Origin of the sequence: Haemophilus parahaemolyticus (assembly GCF_018373095.1) — a bacterium.
Classification (GTDB): domain Bacteria; phylum Pseudomonadota; class Gammaproteobacteria; order Enterobacterales; family Pasteurellaceae; genus Haemophilus_A; species Haemophilus_A parahaemolyticus_A.
The window spans coordinates 1-17287 of sequence record NZ_JAHAHT010000030.1 but is presented as its reverse complement, the minus strand read 5'-3'; the positions used below and the strand labels follow the sequence as shown (position 1 = coordinate 17287).

Sequence of the window (17287 nt, the reverse complement as noted above, 5' to 3'; positions counted from 1 at the left end):
GTATCTTATGCAGTGACTTTTGCAACAGGCGGGGCAGGATTCTCATTTGCTCTTTCAATGCGAAATCAACAATATTGGGGGTGGCGAAAATATTTTATCGCATTCCTATTATTAGCCTTAATTGCTTCTACAATCGCAACAACATTTTTTAATATAACAACATTTCATTTATTATTTGTTATCAATGTTTTATTAACAGCGATTATTACCATTACGCTAGAAAAAAGTAAAATTGATGAAAGCCTAAAAATTTATCGTGCAATCAATCTTCAGCAACCGATATTTTTAGTGCTTGTTTATGGAACGGCTTATTTATTTTGGGGTGAGCAACCTCTTGAGGTTGTTATTTATCTTTTAACTTTATATAGCATTATTCAATCTATTACTTGCTTATTTTATTTACATAAAATAGAAAGTAAATTCAAAAAGAAAGAAAATATACAACCGATAGAGCGTAAATTTTTCTTAAAAACGTGGATTAAACAGAATTTATATCAAACCTTTGGTGCAACTACCGCAAGTATTGATAAATTTTTAATTGTTGCTCTGCTAGGTCATTATACTTTGGGACTCTATACTGTTTGTATTACATTTGATGCATTAGTTACAAAATTTATTAATATGCTGACTGATTACTATTATTCAGGTTTATTAAATAACTTAAATAGATTAAAAACGGTATTGGCAATAATTGCTTTGATGAGTTTAGGTGCTATTATTCTTGTCCCTCTTTTAGCAGAACCCGTAATTAAGTTCTTTTTTAGTGCTAAATATATAGAGGTTGCACCAGTCCTTATTTTCTTTGTTATCAACTCTATTATTGCAGGCTTATCTTGGCTATTTTCACAAAATATGCTCATTCAAGGAAAACAAGTCCTGTTATTTATGAGTCAGATTATTTCTATTGCAGTCTTTGTGAGTTTATTCTACCTATTCAAAGGGCATCAATTATATGGCGTAGCCTATGCCTTGTTAGGGGCAAGTTTTACGAGACTGATCATCTCAACTATTTATTATTTTAAATATCCTATCGAAAAGCATAAAATGCTAGGCAAATAAAATGAAAAAATATTTAATTTCATTAGAGAAAGATGTAAAAAGACGAGAACTATTTTTCGCTCAACCTGACACCTCTGATTTTGAAGTTTTTCGTGCTATCAACACAATGGCGTTAGAAGAAACAGAGTTACAGAATAGATTTAACTTTGAGAAGTTTAAACAACGCTATCACCGCTCTGTCACTAAAGGCGAAATTGGTTGTACATTAAGCCATTTAGCTGTTTATCACCTGATTGCAGAAGATCAAACCATCAATGCTGACAATTATGTTTTAGTGTGTGAGGATGATGCACTCTTCGCTGCAAATTTTCAGCAAAATTTAACCGCTTTATTACAGCAAAACCTACAAGCGGATATTGTTTTAGTGGGGCAATCAAAAATCCCTACCTTTAATGATGTAGAGCTAAAAATTAACTATCCAAGTACATTTAAATGCTGGCAAAAACAAATTGAAAATACAGGCTACACTTATTCTTATCCTTATAAAAATTATTTTGCAGGCACAGTAGCTTATTTAATTAAAAAATCGGCAGCATTACGTTTTCTTGCAGAATTAGAAACGCATAAGCCATATTGGTTAGCAGATGATTTTATTCTATTTGGGCAAGATTTTAATTTAGATATTTTTGTTATTCGCCCATTAATGGTTATTGAAAACCCAAATCTTGTGAGTAATTTAGAAGACTTACGTGGTTCATTAAAAAATAATCTATTTAAAAAATTATTAAAACTACCGCTTAAAAAAGCGTTAGCTATTAAGAGAAATTTATAATGAGTGCTTTAGTAAGTCTTTTTTATTTATACGATCCGTGGTTTTTGCATTTTATCCGAATGGGGCTAATAACAGGCTCCATCGCACTGCTATTTTTAACCTATAAATGGTGGAATAAAAGCCAAAAAAGCGTGGTTATTCCTAAAGATAGCCTGATTGCTTGTATCGCATTGCTAATTATTTCTGCGATTCCGCTCATTATTAACGGCACGAAAGAAATAGGCGTATTAAGTATGTATGCCAAATCGTTGTTTGTGTTTATCTTGGGGATGACGATTTATAATCTGTTCTACCAACACGAAAATGGCAAATCGCAACTTATCCGCGACTTAAAAATTAGTATTGGCGTACAAGCATTTATTGGATTTTTTGCTTTGGTTGGCGTGCCGTTTATGATTGATTTTGCGATTAACACAAACTCCTATATGGGCGGTCATTTAGAACGTTTTATTGGTTCAGAGCAGGAATATCGGCTCTATAATTTAACCTCTGCAGCGTTTTTCCCATTGAGTGTATTTTATGTGCTATTACTACATTTTCTGCTTGCTTATCACGCGAAAACTCAAGCACTAAATCCAATCTGGCTCTTCTTGCTTTTATGTATCGGGCTGATTGCGGGGCGATTATTTTTAACCTTTTCATTAGTAAGCTGCTTGCTTTATTTCCGCTGGCGTTATCTACCCGCATTACTTGCATTTATCGCATTAGTGCTCTATCTGGCTTATTTCCATGCGGAAAATCGCTATGTTGAACACGCACTCGAACCCGTCATTAACCTGATTAACGGCGGAGAGCGGCTAAGTTCTTCAACAGATACGCTTATGAATAAGCATCTTTTTATGCCAACAAATAAACAGCTCTTAATGGGCGATGGCTTATATTATCAACCGAATGGCTGGAGTTATTACGGTGGCTCTGATTCTGGTTTTATTCGCCAAGCCTTATATGGCGGTATTGGTTATATGTTAGCTTGCTTTGCTTTCACCGCTTATTTTGTAAAAAGAGTGGCTGATAACTGGTTTAACGGTAGTTGGTTGTTTATTTTATCAACATTAGGCTTAATGACCATCTGGAACATTAAAGCAGATACTTACGCTTATCCAAGCGTAATGTTTGGCTTGCTGATGTTCCTCTCCCTATTTGGTACAAGCGGTAAAAATTTTATTATTTATTGCAAGAAAAAAGAGGAAGAAAATGTTTAGTATTATTGTCCCTTCCTATAATCGCAACACGGAAGTGCTTGAATTACTTGAGAGTTTAAAGGCTCAAACGGTTTATAATTTTGAAGTGATTATTGTTGATGACTGCTCACCACAAACTGTGGTTATTGAGCCAAACTATCCTTTTGAAGTGAAGTTTTTTCGTAACGAAATAAATCAAGGAGCAGCTGGTAGCCGTAATGTTGGTGCACAACTTGCTTCACAAGAGTGGCTCTTATTTTTAGATGACGATGACCGCTTTGCCAATAATAAATGTGAAGTGATTAGCCAATATATTGAACAACATCTGCAAGTAAATTTTATTTACCATTCTGCCAAGTGTGAAATGGTAAATGAAAAATTCCAATATTTTACTAATCCAATTGAGCCACATAAAATCAATTTAGATAATATTTTATTAGCCAATAAATTGGGCGGAATGCCAATGATGGGGATTAAAAAATCCTTTTTCATCGCCTTGGGGGGATTAAATTCAGAATTAAAATCATTGGAAGATTATGAATTTGCCTTAAAAGTAGCAGATAGTCCCAATTTAAAAGCAGGATTTATCAATCAACCTTTGAGTATTTGTTACTTCCATACTAAACGCTCAAGTGTTTCAACCAATACGGTGAACACCGAAAAGGCGATTGAATATATTGAGCATAAATATGTCAAAACAGAAAAGCAAAAACAAAACTTTGCCATTAACTCACTTTATATTCTCTCTTATATTTATGCGATGAATTTATCTCGAAAGGCAGCAAACTATTACTTTAAAATATTTAAACGTAGCCATAATATAAAGCATCTTACTATTGCAATTATTAGCTTTATTTCGCCTAAATTAGCAATCAATATGAAAAGGTTTTTCTAATGGAATTTTCAGTATTAATGTCTCTTTATATTAAAGAGAACCCGCAATATCTTAAAGAGTGTTTTGAAAGTTTAAAAAATCAAACCCTACCCGCAACAGAAATAGTCGTATTATTTGATGGTGCTGTAACAGCTGAATTAGAGGCAGTTGTGACCGAATATGAGGCGATTTTGCCAATAAAAGCGGTGAAATTCCCTCAGAATCGTGGTTTAGGTAAAACACTTAATGATGGCTTAAATTATTGTCGCCACGAATGGGTTTTCCGTATGGATACCGACGATATTTGCGTGCCAGAACGTTTTGAAAAACAAGCAAAATTTATTCAACAGCATCCAGATGTCATTATGCTCGGGGGGCAAATTGCTGAATTTGGCGAAAATATCGATGATATTGTTGCTTATCGTAATGTACCTACCTCGAAGGAAGAGATTGTGCGTTTTACCCGTTTACGTTGCCCGTTCAACCATATGACCGTGGCTTATAAAAAATCGAAAGTGCTTGAATGTGGTGGTTATCAAGGTTTGCAAGAAGATTACACGCTTTGGATTAAAATGGTGGCAACAGGCTTAAATGTAGCAAATTTATCAGATATTTTAGTTTATGCTCGCGTGGGAAATGGAATGGTAGGTCGCCGCCGTGGTTGGAAACAGTTTCAATACGAATGGGAGCTTTATAGACTTAAAAACCAAGTCAAAATTCAAAGCCCAATTTCAGGGTTTGCAATTTTCTTTATGCGTGCAATTCCACGAATTTTACCGCTAAGTTTATTACAGGGCGTTTATAAATTATTAAGAAAATAGTTGGAAAATAAAAGCGGTCAAGTTTTGCAAAACTTTTGCAATATTTGACCGCTTTATTATACTACAAGTATTGTCTACCCTGCTCTTCTCGCTTCAATCACATCATCAAGAAGCGTAATGCGAGCCAAGATTTTATTCAGCATTGCCACATTATTCATCTGAATTTCCATATTGATAATTGCAAGGCTACGTTTGGCATCAATACGGCTAGCAACGCTTAATACATTGACTTTCTCGTTTGCCATAATTGCACTCACATCACGCAGTAAACCGTTACGGTCGTTGGCAATAATACGAATGGTAAGACTTAAGCCTTCGCCAGCATAACTTCCCCATTGGGCTTCTACCACACGAGTTGGATTAAGGCTTTGTAATTCAAACAGCTGTTCACAATCAGCTTTGTGAATTGAAATACCGCGACCTTGAGTGATGTAGCCTACAATCGGATCGCCTGGAATTGGTTGGCAGCAGCGTGCAATGGAGTGCATCAAGTTACCCACGCCTTCAATAATTACTTGACCATTTTGGGCTTTTTGATGCGAGTTTTTATTAAGCTGTTTCAATACCGCTTCATCTTCTTGCTCAGCGGTAGGTTTAATTAAACGGCTTTGTAAATAGTGGCTGAGCTGGTTGAGTTTAATATCGCCACCGCCAATGCCCGCATACAGATCATCCATCTGTTTGAGGTTGTAACGTGGCAATGCATAGGTTTCGATCTGTTTGTGCGTTAAACCTAACTTGGTCATTTCTGCTTCAAGGGCTTCGCGTCCAATCGGGATATTTTTCTCACGATCAAGTTTTTTGAACCACGCAATAATTTTGGAACGTGCTTTTGAGGTATTCACAAAGCCTGTGTTTGGATTAAGCCAGTCACGACTTGGATTAGGTTGTTTTTGGGTAATAATTTCAACCTGATCGCCCATTTTGAGATTGTAGGTAAATGGCACAATCTTGCCCGCTACTTTCGCCCCAATGCAGCGGTGACCAATTTCACTATGAATTGCATAAGCAAAATCAAGAGGTGTCGCATCTTTTGGCAAATCAATCACTTCGCCACGCGGAGTAAAGACATAGACGCGATCGTCAAACACTTGTGAACGCATTTCATCGAGCACATCACCAGAATCCGCAATATCATTTTGCCACGCCAAAAGTTTACGTAGCCAAACGATTTTCTCTTCATAGCCTGAACGCCCCGCAGTTGCTCCTTCTTTATATTTCCAGTGAGCGGCAACGCCAAGTTCGGCATCATCGTGCATTTTTTGAGTGCGAATTTGCACTTCAATAGGTTTATCGCTTTTGCCGAGCACTACGGTGTGAATAGATTGATAGCCGTTAGGTTTAGGTTGAGCGATATAGTCATCAAAGTGCTCTGGTAGATGTTTATATTGGGTATGAATAATACTCAGCGCAGTATAGCAATCTTCTAATTTTGGCACGATGACGCGAACAGCACGAATATCAAACAATTGATCGAAACGCAGATTTTTTTTCTGCATTTTTTTCCAAATGCTGTAAATATGTTTTGGACGACCATAAACCTGCACTTCGTCTAATTCTTCTTTTAGTGAAGCGGTTAAATCCACCACAAAATTTGCAATATATTTTTCACGATCGACACGGCGTTCACCAAGATCGAATTTTGCAATTTGGCGGTAACATTGCGGGTGCAGAGCACGGAAGCAATAATCTTCAAGCTCCCATTTCAATTGCCCAATGCCCAAACGATTAGCAAGAGGTGCATACACATGCGAGCACTCTTTTGCCGCAAGTACAATATCTTCTTCGCTATAACGACTTTTGGTTCTGAGATAAGTGATGCGTTCGGCAAGTTTGATGACCACACAGCGGAAATCATCCACCATTGCCAACAGCATACGGCGAATATTGTCGATTTGCAGATCGGAAGCAGAATTAGATGAGAGTTGGCGGATGTTTTCCATCTCCAACACGCCTTTTACCAAGTTTTTCACTTGGTTGCTGAAATCTTCTTTGACTTGCACAAGATCAATAATATTGCCTTTAACAAGAGGGAAAAGCATTGCGGCAACAAGGCTATCATCATCCATATTCAAGCCATAGAGAATTTCGGCCATTTCAATGCCATCCCACATCAATTCATATTGAGTGGGGTCTAGCTTTTCTTGCGAATATCGCCACGCATTCTGCAATTTATCAAAGGTAACAGGAGACATATGCAACGACTCACTCCAACCAGCGAGTTCAAATGTTGCAGGGTTAAGTTCATGAGAGTGTCGAATAGCTACCATAAAACCTCCATTGTAATGCAGAGTATAAACGTATTAGGTTGCACTCCATTATAGCGAAAAATGGCAGGATTGATAGGTGCAATCCTGCGTTTTATTTGAGCAATTTAGCCAGTGCTTGCGATTTTCGCTCAATTTCTTGCCACTCAGAAACAGGCTCTGATTCCTTAACAATGCCCGCCCCTGCATAAAGAGTGAGCTGATTATGTTCAATTTTGGCTGAACGAAGAGTAACGCAAAATTCTGCTTCCTGCGGGTTGAAAATACCTAATGTCCCCGCATACCAACCACGTTTAAAAGGTTCATTTTGGGCAATAAATTGTTTCGCCTTAGCTCGCGGTAAGCCTGCAACAGCTGCGGTTGGGTGAATCTGTCGTAAGCAATCTTGATCGAGCACATCAGCTTTCAAGATTGCCTCAATCCGTCTTCTTAAATGTTGCACATTATGTAAACGTTTGATTTCAGGTAGATGTACCTCAAATGCCTCTACATAAGCGTTCAAATGCTCCTCAATATCTTCCACCACAAGTAGATTCTCGTAGATATTTTTAGCATCTTTTAACAACCATTGGGCATTTTGTTCGGTTTCGATTGGATTATCAGAAACGGCAACCGTTCCCGCCAAAGCTTCAGTAAAAAGTTGATTGCCCTTGCGATAATACAAACGTTCAGGAGTTGAGCCAACAAAAGCATTCTGTGCATTTTCTGCCCATAAAAAATGGTAACAACCAAGGTTAATTGTTCGACTTTGTTCAACTAAATCATAAGCAGAAATGAGATTTTCAAAGGTAAGTTGAGTGGCGTTCGCTAATACGACCTTACGCAAATCGCCCGATTTGATTTGGATAATCGCCTGCTCAATATTGGCTTTCCATTGCTCAAATGTGCAAGCAGATTGAGGTGCTAATATTTGATAGTTTTGAACAGGAGAAGTTGAATCTAGCTCGGTAAAAAATTCAGTAAAATCAACCGCTTGCTCGCTTAGGTTTAATGTCAGGTAAGCGGTCAAATTTTGCGAATTTTTTACTAGCATCAAGCGTGGTAAGACAAATTGGCAAATACCTTCAAATTGAATGCCACCGATAAGCGAAAGTGAGGTAGATTGTACAAAAATTTGTGCCTCTTCTAACGAAGAAAAAATTTTTACAGCCCCGATAGTAGCAATCGTTTGATTTTCATCTCGTTTTTCAAAGAAAAAGTGTGGGAAATGCCGATTTTGCGATTTTAGCCAGCCTAATAACAAAGATTCTTCTACAGATAAATTGACTTCTGCCGTAAGTTGAATCCATCCTTGAGTTGATTGCAGCTGTGAAAGTTGCTCGCTAAGTTGTTGTTCTAATTGAGTAAAAACTGACATACGCAAAATTTTCAGAAAATCAAACCGCTATTTGTAAAAAAGATGTTTATTTTAGCTCAAATCCTCTTTTTTTTCCTTAAAAAATTGAAATGTAGCAATACCAACGGTTTAGAGCCGTTTTCCGTTCCGAAACTATTGCGTATTTTAGCGGTTTTTGTAGTAGAAAAATCAATAAGTTACCAAATAGTTTCGGAACACTTTTTCTGGTTTAAAATGCATAATTATTCTATTTTTATGGATATTATTTCATCTAATGGTTTAAATGTTTTCTCTTTTCATATGTAGTGCTGTGTCATTTTTGGAGTAGTGTGGCCCAGTGTTTTTTTGAGCTTGTTCATCGCTGACAAGTAGAGATGCGTGCAGTGGCAGGTAATGTCGGACTCGTCATCAACAATAACCAGATTATTGTGTATGACGAGCGAGGGAATAAGCGTGTGGTGATTGAGCAGCTTTAGGCATAAAGTGGCGTAATATGGAAAGTTTGATGTTGCTCAACTTGCCATAAATCATAATCCGCTTGCATGCCTAACCACATACTTGGGCTGTTATTCAATGCAAGCCCAATGCGCGTTGCCATTTCTGGCGTAATGGCAGTTTTACCGTTGAGAATACGAGAGAGTGAAATACGAGAAATGCCTAACTTTTCGGCAACTTCACCAATTTTCATTCCTTCAATATATTCTCTTAACACTAAACCAGGGTGCGGTGGGTTGTACATTTTCATATATTATCTCCTAATGGTAATCTTGATAATCGACAATTTCAGCGTGCCCATTTTCAAATTTAAAGGTAATACGCCAATTGCCATTGACAGTAAGCGACCAATGGTCTTTCATATTGCCTTTTAAGGCATGTAATCGCCAACTGGGTGCATTCATATCTTGAGGACAAGTCGCCCGATTGAGTGTTTCAAGTTGCAATCTCAATTTATTGGCATGTTTGTCAACCCCTCTTTTATTGCTGTTCCTTATAGCAAAGTTGTTGCGAGTAATCGTATGCTAGAGTTGAAATTTGACCGTCTATCAAGTTCGGTTTATTTCTATTCAATCAATGATAACGAATACATTTTATATTACGGAACATATTAATGATAGGTTTTGAATCAGTTGGAGCATATGGCGATATCCAATCACTTATAATAGATGTATCAAACTTATAAAAACAACAAAACCCGAACACTCGCCATGTTCGGGGATTATTTTTACAGCATCACCACTTTTAATTCAGAACCGCAAGCCTGAGCATAGCGCTGCAATGTGAGAAATGATTAAGTCCGCACGGGAACGCATTTATTTGAGTAAAGATTGGAGTTCATCAACTCGTTTTCTGTGAAATAAAGTTGTTTGGTTTCTTCATCTTGTAATAATTTTTCTTTCACTTGTTTATAACTAATAGGTTGTACTTTCATCGGTCATTTTCTTAAAAATCTAACTGTGCCGCGTGAATACCTAACGCAATCGCAACTTTTGAGCGTGTAGCTTTAGTTAAACGTTGTGCATTTTCGTGTTGAGAATAGGCGGATTGGCTAATTCCCATACGCTTTGCGACTTCCGCTTGTGTTAAACCTAAATATTCACGCCAAGCACGCACCGCAGAGTAGTTATTATCAAAACTTAAATCAACCACTTCGGCAGGTACACCATCATCTACGCTGAGATGCGGTTGCTCAAATTTAAGTTGATATTCGTGAAAAGGCACCAGCACATAGGCAGGCATACCTTGCAGATCGTTAATGATTTGATAATTAGTATGTGTTCTCATCTCGTTTTTTCACCTCTTCAATATGGATAACATAAACCTCACCATCAACACCCGTGTTGAAAAAGATACGATATTGCCCAACCCGTAGGCGGTAATCATATTGATGATTGGCCAAGGATTTAATGTTTTGGCAGTGCGGAAAATTCACTAATTCCCGACATTTTTCACGAATCTGTTTTGAATGTTCAGGCTGAATTTTCTTCAGCTGCTTAATCGCCTTTGTTTTATAGATAACGTGATACATTGGCTTTCCTCTTTATTTATAAGTATTTTATAAAAAACTTATAAATAAAACAATTCTTTTTAACAACAAGGGGGGCTTTATGGCAACACTCACAGCCAAACTGAAGGACAAATCTCTGAAAAAGAGGCAAAACATCTTGGTAAAACCATTGAAGCAAAAGTATTGGAAGTGTTAGTTAAACAAAAACGAAATGGTAATTTATTAGCGTAATTTGACCGCTTGTAACTCTTGTCGCAAGAGGTTTTCTTTGGGAGAAAAACTGGAAAATGTAAATAAATATGAGTGGTTAAAAAGTGAGTTTCGGAAAAAATGGGAGGGTTTCGAAAATGAGATAAATTTGAGGTATGTAAGTTTTTGATTTTACAGGGAAATTCAGAGCTAATATAATTGTTCTTTATTTTCCTTAAAAATCAGAGTAAAGTTCAAAAACTCGTTTTAAATCCAAATACAACACAGGAAGCATTATGGAACGTTTTCCAAAATCAGATAAATTAGCACAGGTTCGCTACGATATTCGCGGTCCAATTCATAAAGAGGCGCTTCGCTTAGAAGAAGAGGGAAATAAAATTCTCAAACTCAACATCGGCAACCCTGCCCCATTTGGGTTTGAAGCCCCTGATGAGATTTTGGTGGACGTTATTCGTAACCTACCAACGGCACAAGGTTATTGCGATTCCAAAGGCTTGTATTCTGCACGTAAAGCGATAGTGCAGTATTACCAATCAAAAGGTATGCGTGGAATGGACGTGAATGATGTATATATCGGTAATGGTGTGTCAGAACTGATTACGATGTCAATGCAAGCACTCTTGAATGAAGGTGATGAGATCCTCATTCCAATGCCTGATTATCCTCTTTGGACAGCAGCAGCAACGCTAGCAGGCGGGAAAGCAGTGCATTACCTTTGTGATGAAGAGAATGAGTGGTTCCCTGATATTGAAGATATCAAAGCAAAAATCAGCCCACGCACCAAAGGGATTTTGATCATCAACCCAAACAACCCAACAGGGGCGGTGTATAGCCGTGCGATTTTGTTAGAAATTGCTGAACTGGCACGCCAACATGGATTGATTATTTTTGCTGATGAAATCTACGAAAAAATCTTATACGATGGTGCAGTGCATCACCATATCGCCGCTCTTGCACCTGATGTGTTGACAGTCACTTACAATGGTTTATCCAAAGCTTACCGCGTGGCAGGTTTCCGCCAAGGCTGGATGGTATTGAACGGTCCGAAAAACCAAGCGAAAGGCTTTATTGAGGGCTTGGATATGTTGGCTTCTATGCGTTTGTGTGCAAATACACCAATGCAACATGCGATCCAAACCGCACTGGGCGGCTACCAAAGCATCAATGAATTTATCCTTCCTGGCGGACGTTTGCTCGAACAACGCAACAAAGCGTGGGAGTTATTGATACAAATTCCAGGCATTACCTGTGTGAAGCCAAAAGGTGCGATGTATATGTTCCCGAAAATCGATACCGAGATGTATGGCATTAAAGACGATGCGAAATTTATCTATGATTTGCTTCAAGCAGAAAAAGTGTTACTGGTGCAAGGTTCTGGCTTTAACTGGCATAAACCAGATCACTTCCGTGTGGTCACCTTACCTTATGTCCATCAGCTTGAAGAAGCGATTGGACGATTGGCAAAATTCTTAAAAACTTATAAACAAGATTAATATTAAACCGAGATGTTAAAAATGCAAAAAATAAAAGTTGTCCTCGCTACCAGCAATCAAGGCAAGGTAAAAGAAATGGCAGATGTGTTGGCTCAATTCGGTTTTGAAGTAGTCGCACAATCCGAATTTGGTATTGAAAGCCCCGAAGAAATCGGCTTAACCTTCGTCGAAAATGCATTATTAAAAGCCCGTTATGCCTCAAAAATCACAGGATTACCTGCAATTGCAGATGACTCAGGCTTATCGGTAGAAGCCTTAAATGGTGCACCGGGTTTATATTCCGCACGTTATGCAGGCGAAGATAGCAATGATATAGCTAATCGCCAAAAATTGCTGCGTGAAATGACATCGGTGCCAGCTGAAAAACGCCAAGCCAAATTTGTAAGCTGCATCGTCTTTTTAGCTCACGAAACTGATCCAACGCCCAAAATTGCGATTGGCGAATGTTTTGGAAAAATCTTAACCGAAGAACGTGGCACACATGGCTTTGGCTATGATTCGCTCTTTTTCTACCCGCCAAAAGCGTGCAGCTTTGCTGAATTAGAAACTATAGAGAAGAAAAAAATTTCACACCGAGCCATTGCGTTGAAAAAATTAAAACAGCAGTTTGAAGGTAATGTATAATCAAAATGGTTTTGCAAAAAAATACCGAAATTGAACCGCTTTTCTGGCAGAAAAAATCATTACTTGAAATGAACACTGCGGAGTGGGAGGCTTTGTGTGATGGGTGCGGAAAATGTTGTTACCGCAAATATATTCAAGGACGCGGCAAACGCGAACGACTTTATTACACCCGTGTTGCATGCAATCTTTTAGATGTGAATACGGGGCGTTGTATGCACTATACTGATCGTTTTAAGCGAGAACCAGATTGTACTAAGCTTACCAAGAAAAATCTGCCCGATTTTGGCTGGTTGCCGAAAACCTGTGCTTATCGACTACTTTATGAAGGTAAACCACTGTTTGATTGGCATCCGCTGATTTCTCACGATCCTGAATCGGTCAGAAAAGCGAATGTACTTATTCCAAACGGCATTCACGAAAAAGAGGTGATTGATTGGTTTGAATTTGTAATCGACGAGATATAACACAATAGAAAATAGTTAAGGAGAAAAAAATGTCTGAAGTTTTCCATTTAGGTTTAACCAAAGCAATGTTAAAAGGGGCAACGCTTGCGATTATTCCAGGAGATCCTGCACGTAGCGAACGCATCGCCAAAAAATTAGCAAATCCAGAATTTTTGGCAAGCCATCGCGAATTTAACTCGTGGTTAGGTTTTATTGGTGACCAAGCTGTTGTGGTTTGCTCAACAGGGATTGGCGGACCATCTACCTCAATCTGTGTTGAAGAGCTTGCTCAACTTGGCATCCGCACCTTCCTGCGTGTAGGTACAACAGGGGCGATTCAACCGCATATTGAAGTGGGTAACTTATTGGTTACTACAGGTTCTGTGCGTTTAGACGGTGCAAGCCAACATTTCGCACCACTTGCTTACCCAGCAGTTGCCGACTTTGAATGTACGACCGCACTTTACCAAGCAGCCCAAAAACAGGGCGTGAAAACTTTTGTAGGAATAACCGCTTCATCGGATACTTTCTATCCAGGACAAGAACGTTACGACACCTATACAGGTAAAGTGTGTGCTCAATATAGAGGCTCGCTTAAAGAGTGGCAAGATTTACACGTTATGAACTACGAAATGGAATCCGCAACGCTGCTTACGATGTGTTCAGCATTAGGCTTACGGGCAGGAATGGTTGCAGGGGTGATTGTAAACCGTACACAACAAGAAATTCCAAACGAAGCAACAATGAAAGCAACTGAAGAAGCGGCAGTTGCTACGGTGATAGAAGCAGCGAGAATTTTGCTGAAAAATCATTAAATATTAACAGTAAAAAGCAAAAGTGGATAAAACTTTACTCGTTTTATCCACTTTTTATATTGAGTAACTATTCGTTTTCAGGACTACTCTTCTTTAATATGTCCGATCTCCAAATGCACCACATCCACTAAATCAGATGGGCTTACTTGGAACGCTTGACCGAACCCTTTAACGAATAAGCCTTGGCTTGGTGTGAAGCCGAAGAGTTTAAAATCGGCATTTTGTGCTAATTCATCAATTAAATCACCGTGACGAACTTTAAGTTCGGCTAAACAAGCCTGACCTTCTTCTGAAAGTTTATCAATCACTTGCGAAGTTGCATCAAAACTTAACCGCTTACGAGCAAAAATTTGACGGCTTAAGTTTTCATCTTCAATCAACATCAACGATACTTTTGGCACTTTTTGTAGATTGCGGGCGTGGCGGGCAATTTCTGAAATTAACACCACATATTTGCCATTATGAATTACAAACGGTGCATAACTGACGTTTGGGTTGCCTTCTTCATCTAAAGTTGCCAACATAATGGTACGGCATTGTTCCTTGAGTTCTTGAATTTGAGGACCTAAACGGTTTTGTAACACTTCTTGACGATCCGTCATTTTTGTCTCCTTAATAAAAAATCTTATCGAAATGCTTTAAATTTTTCGACTTGCTCAGGGAATAGCTGGCGTTGCTCATCACGCCCTAAATACACTTTAAAAATGGTCTCGCCGTTATGAGCAATAAAGGCGATGTTGTAGCTCTCTTTACCACGGAAAGGTAAGCTAACAAAGGCAATTTGAGCAATGCCATCTAATTTCAAATGCCCGTGCAACGCACCTTGGTCGCCTTTCATATTCAGATTGTAATAACCACGCCCTACAATGCCTTCTGGGAAGCGATCTTTAATTTCAAAAATAGAACCGCATTTCTCGATAATAGTAGTGAAAGTGCCCCATTGTGCAATTTGGGTAAAGATCTCTTCTGAACGATTTGCCTCAAAAACACGTACAAATTCCGCAGGCAGTGCCACCAAAATTTCACCTTCAGGCAGCCCGAAGTAGGCTGCCATATCAAGGGTAATGGCTTGAGGATTTTCCGCAATATAAGCGGTAATTTTCTCTGTAAGATTTACCATTTTTTCTGAAAATCCTACCGCTTATTGAGCTGCTTCTTGTTTAATTGCACCGAATACGCCGCGGGATTCATCTTTTTCATTAGTATAGATACCTGAAAGTTCTTTTGCATTTTCACCGAAGAAGCCACCTTGGGTTTTAATACCATTAACGTCACCTGCGAAACTGTTGCCAGTAATTTTGCCGCCGAAGTTCATTTCTGGTACTTCAACTTTATCATCTTTCCAGTGTTTAGTTTCTTCAATCTGAATATTAATGGTTTTATTTGCAAAATCAGCGGTTGCATTAACACCTGATTGTTTATCAAAATTTACCCCATTTTTGATATAAACCGCACTACCTTCATATTTTACTTGACCTTGCAATTGTTCCATCTGTTTTAGATCAGTCGGTGTACCGTGTGCATAAAGGTATTTTTGACCAGTATCATCATCATTATAGATACCAAAAGCGGTTGATTTAAAGGCATCCGTATTTGATAAGTCAGAGTAACGTAGTCCAGTTGTACGAATATATTTCAGACTTTTATTACGAGATAAGCTTTCTGGAGGTGCGATAGCAATTGAACGAATTTTACCGTTAGAGGAGGTAACAGAGATTTGGTTGATACCATCTTCATCAGGTTCAACAAGTGTCGGTGCTAATTGATCACCGCTTGCACTATTAATAACCATTAAACCACCAGAAACAGGATCTTTCATTTCTCCAGTAATACCACCAAACGCATGAGCACTTAATGGAACGCGCGTAACTTGAGCATCTTTTTCATTAGCGAGTGCTGCTTTCTGTGCTTCCAATACCTGACGTGCTTTTTCAGCTTCAGCTTCTTTGGCTTTTAATTCCTCTGACGCTTTTTTCGCTGCAGTTAAATCAGCATCTGCTTTTTCAAGTTCTGCTTTTAATTTTTCAATATCTTGTGCACTTGCTTTATTTTGTTCAGCCTGTGCCAAAGCAAGTTCTGCTTGAGATTTTCTTAAATTAGCCACTTGTTCGTTCAATTTAATCGCTTCTTTTTCTGATGCTTCTGAACGTTTTTGGGCTTCATTGTATCGAGATTGGCTACTTTCAGCCTGACTTTGTGCAGATTTTACCTTTTGAGTTAAATCTGCAATTTGTTTATTTAATGTATTTTCTGCCTTACGAAGCTGTTCTGAATTATCAGTACCACCCGAACTAGAAGAGCAAGCGGTTAATAATGCAGCACAAGATACAGTAAGTAATGAAAGTTTGAATTTGTTTTTCATGATAAGTTCCTTTTTAGAGGGGGAGAGTAAAATTTCGGCTAGATTAAGCTAAATAAAAATAATTTTCAATACGTCTTGTGAAATTTATTAAATTTTCATAAACTTGCTTTATATTTTATATACATTTTAGGTGAAAATATGGCTCGTCAATTTGCCCTTTCATTGGGTGCAATCTGTGTTGCGGTGGCATTAAATAGTTATGCTGAAGAGGCGACATTAGGCACTGTCCACGTGGATGGAACTCAAACTCAAGCAACACAAATCAAAAAAACGCGTAAAGCAATTCAAGAAGAATTAATCGCAAATAACCACGACTTAGTACGTTATACAACCGATGTGGGGATTAGTGATAACGGGCGTCGTACAAAAGGTTTCTCAATGCGCGGTGTTGAGGGCAACCGCGTTGGGATTAGCGTTGATGGCGTAAATCTGCCTGATTCCGAAGAAAACTCGCTTTATGCTCGTTATGGAAACTTCAACAGCTCACGTTTAGCTATCGATCCCGAATTAGTGCAAGGCATTGATATTATGCGAGGCTCGGATTCGTTTAATTCAGGCAGTGGTTCATTAGGTGGTTCAGTTAACTATCGTACACTGGGGGCGGACGATATTGTTTTCCCTGAAAACAACTGGGGTGTATTGCTGAAAAATAGTTATGCAAGCAAAAACCGTGAATGGACACATACGGCGGGGGGGGGCTATAAAGATGAAAAATTTGATATGGCATTGCTCTATTCTTATCGTGATGGTCACGAGATGAAAAGCAATGGCACTGGTGAGGCTATTCGGGGGCGTGAACGTGGTGTGCCTGATCCTGCCACACACAAAAACCGCAGTTATTTAGCAAAATTTGGCTATTTTATTACACCATCGCATAAAGTAAGCCTCTCGTTTAATGCTCAACGTGATAACAATTGGGTGGATGAAGAGTCTTACAGCTTGACACAAAGTTCATGGCGTGAAGTCAGAGATTTTGGGAAGCGTTATAACAGTAACCTTGCTTACGAATATTTTCCAGAAAATAA

19 protein-coding genes and 1 pseudogene are annotated in these 17287 nt (G+C 38.5%); 10 read left to right on the top strand and 10 right to left on the bottom strand.

The genetic code is table 11. The features are described 5' to 3' along the window. From KH943_RS04830 to KH943_RS04810, 5 genes are all read left to right on the top strand, one after another. A partial coding sequence (locus KH943_RS04830; RefSeq protein ID WP_304108348.1) for a hypothetical protein occupies nt 1-1059 on the top strand: 1059 nt, incomplete at its 5' end. A 1-nt stretch (nt 1060) separates the two neighbouring features. After that, on the top strand, nt 1061-1831 hold the full coding sequence (locus KH943_RS04825; protein ID WP_304108345.1) for a glycosyltransferase family 25 protein: 771 nt from the start codon (nt 1061-1063) through the stop codon (nt 1829-1831). Next, nucleotides 1831-3033, top strand: a complete 1203-nt coding sequence (locus KH943_RS04820) for a hypothetical protein (protein ID WP_304108342.1) — start codon at nt 1831-1833, stop codon at nt 3031-3033. The genes KH943_RS04825 and KH943_RS04820 overlap by 1 nt, the downstream gene beginning before the upstream one ends. Next, nucleotides 3026-3907, top strand: coding sequence for a glycosyltransferase family 2 protein (locus KH943_RS04815; protein ID WP_304108339.1), 882 nt, complete (start codon nt 3026-3028; stop codon nt 3905-3907). The genes KH943_RS04820 and KH943_RS04815 overlap by 8 nt, the downstream gene beginning before the upstream one ends. Next, on the top strand, nt 3907-4707 hold the full coding sequence (locus KH943_RS04810; protein ID WP_304108337.1) for a glycosyltransferase family 2 protein: 801 nt from the start codon (nt 3907-3909) through the stop codon (nt 4705-4707). Before KH943_RS04815 ends, KH943_RS04810 begins: the two co-directional genes overlap by 1 nt. A 74-nt stretch (nt 4708-4781) precedes the next feature. On the opposite strand, the gene relA is transcribed toward KH943_RS04810, so the two are convergent. The 7 genes and pseudogenes from relA to KH943_RS04775 form a co-directional block, all read right to left on the bottom strand. Continuing rightward, nucleotides 4782-6977, bottom strand: a complete 2196-nt coding sequence (gene relA / locus KH943_RS04805; RefSeq protein ID WP_304108334.1) for a GTP diphosphokinase — start codon at nt 6975-6977, stop codon at nt 4782-4784. Between the two features lie 91 nt (nt 6978-7068). After that, nucleotides 7069-8331, bottom strand: coding sequence for an isochorismate synthase (locus KH943_RS04800; protein ID WP_304108330.1), 1263 nt, complete (start codon nt 8329-8331; stop codon nt 7069-7071). 451 nt (nt 8332-8782) lie between these two features. Then, nucleotides 8783-9055 (bottom strand): HigA family addiction module antitoxin, encoded by a 273-nt coding sequence (locus KH943_RS04795; RefSeq protein WP_304108327.1) that lies wholly within the window; start codon nt 9053-9055, stop codon nt 8783-8785. Between the two features lie 10 nt (nt 9056-9065). Beyond that, nucleotides 9066-9272 (bottom strand): annotated as a pseudogene (locus KH943_RS04790) (type II toxin-antitoxin system RelE/ParE family toxin); the annotation flags it as partial. Between the two features lie 326 nt (nt 9273-9598). After that, nucleotides 9599-9739 (bottom strand): hypothetical protein, encoded by a 141-nt coding sequence (locus tag KH943_RS04785; protein ID WP_304108324.1) that lies wholly within the window; start codon nt 9737-9739, stop codon nt 9599-9601. 11 nt (nt 9740-9750) lie between these two features. Next, the gene (locus tag KH943_RS04780) at nt 9751-10092 is read right to left on the bottom strand and encodes a helix-turn-helix domain-containing protein (protein WP_304108322.1); all 342 of its coding nucleotides are present in this window, start codon (nt 10090-10092) and stop codon (nt 9751-9753) included. Continuing rightward, nucleotides 10076-10336, bottom strand: a complete 261-nt coding sequence (locus tag KH943_RS04775) for a type II toxin-antitoxin system RelE family toxin (RefSeq protein ID WP_304108320.1) — start codon at nt 10334-10336, stop codon at nt 10076-10078. The genes KH943_RS04780 and KH943_RS04775 overlap by 17 nt, the downstream gene beginning before the upstream one ends. A 464-nt stretch (nt 10337-10800) precedes the next feature. Between KH943_RS04775 and KH943_RS04770 the strand changes: the two genes are divergently transcribed. Genes KH943_RS04770 through udp form a run of 4 tightly spaced genes read left to right on the top strand, consistent with a single transcriptional unit; the run spans nt 10801 to nt 13900 of the window. After that, nucleotides 10801-12018, top strand: coding sequence for a pyridoxal phosphate-dependent aminotransferase (locus tag KH943_RS04770; RefSeq protein WP_304108317.1), 1218 nt, complete (start codon nt 10801-10803; stop codon nt 12016-12018). 21 nt (nt 12019-12039) lie between these two features. Next, nucleotides 12040-12642: an RdgB/HAM1 family non-canonical purine NTP pyrophosphatase gene (gene rdgB / locus KH943_RS04765; RefSeq protein ID WP_304108314.1), complete on the top strand. Its 603-nt coding sequence runs from the start codon at nt 12040-12042 to the stop codon at nt 12640-12642. 5 nt (nt 12643-12647) lie between these two features. After that, nucleotides 12648-13106, top strand: a complete 459-nt coding sequence (locus tag KH943_RS04760; RefSeq protein ID WP_304108311.1) for a YcgN family cysteine cluster protein — start codon at nt 12648-12650, stop codon at nt 13104-13106. A 29-nt stretch (nt 13107-13135) separates the two neighbouring features. Further along, nucleotides 13136-13900: a uridine phosphorylase gene (udp, locus tag KH943_RS04755; protein ID WP_304108308.1), complete on the top strand. Its 765-nt coding sequence runs from the start codon at nt 13136-13138 to the stop codon at nt 13898-13900. Between the two features lie 83 nt (nt 13901-13983). Here udp and hutZ read toward each other — a convergent pair whose 3' ends face one another. Genes hutZ through KH943_RS04740 form a run of 3 tightly spaced genes read right to left on the bottom strand, consistent with a single transcriptional unit; the run spans nt 13984 to nt 16262 of the window. Beyond that, the gene (gene hutZ, locus KH943_RS04750; protein WP_304108305.1) at nt 13984-14502 is read right to left on the bottom strand and encodes a heme utilization protein HutZ; all 519 of its coding nucleotides are present in this window, start codon (nt 14500-14502) and stop codon (nt 13984-13986) included. A 23-nt stretch (nt 14503-14525) separates the two neighbouring features. Beyond that, complete coding sequence (hutX, locus tag KH943_RS04745) at nt 14526-15020, bottom strand: heme utilization cystosolic carrier protein HutX (RefSeq protein ID WP_304108302.1); 495 nt, start codon at nt 15018-15020, stop codon at nt 14526-14528. Nucleotides 15021-15041: 21 nt separating this feature from the next. After that, the gene (locus KH943_RS04740; RefSeq protein ID WP_304108299.1) at nt 15042-16262 is read right to left on the bottom strand and encodes a transferrin-binding protein-like solute binding protein; all 1221 of its coding nucleotides are present in this window, start codon (nt 16260-16262) and stop codon (nt 15042-15044) included. A gap of 138 nt (nt 16263-16400) precedes the next feature. Between KH943_RS04740 and KH943_RS04735 the strand changes: the two genes are divergently transcribed. After that, nucleotides 16401-17287: TonB-dependent receptor plug domain-containing protein (locus KH943_RS04735; protein WP_304108296.1), on the top strand; the 887-nt coding region annotated here is incomplete at its 3' end.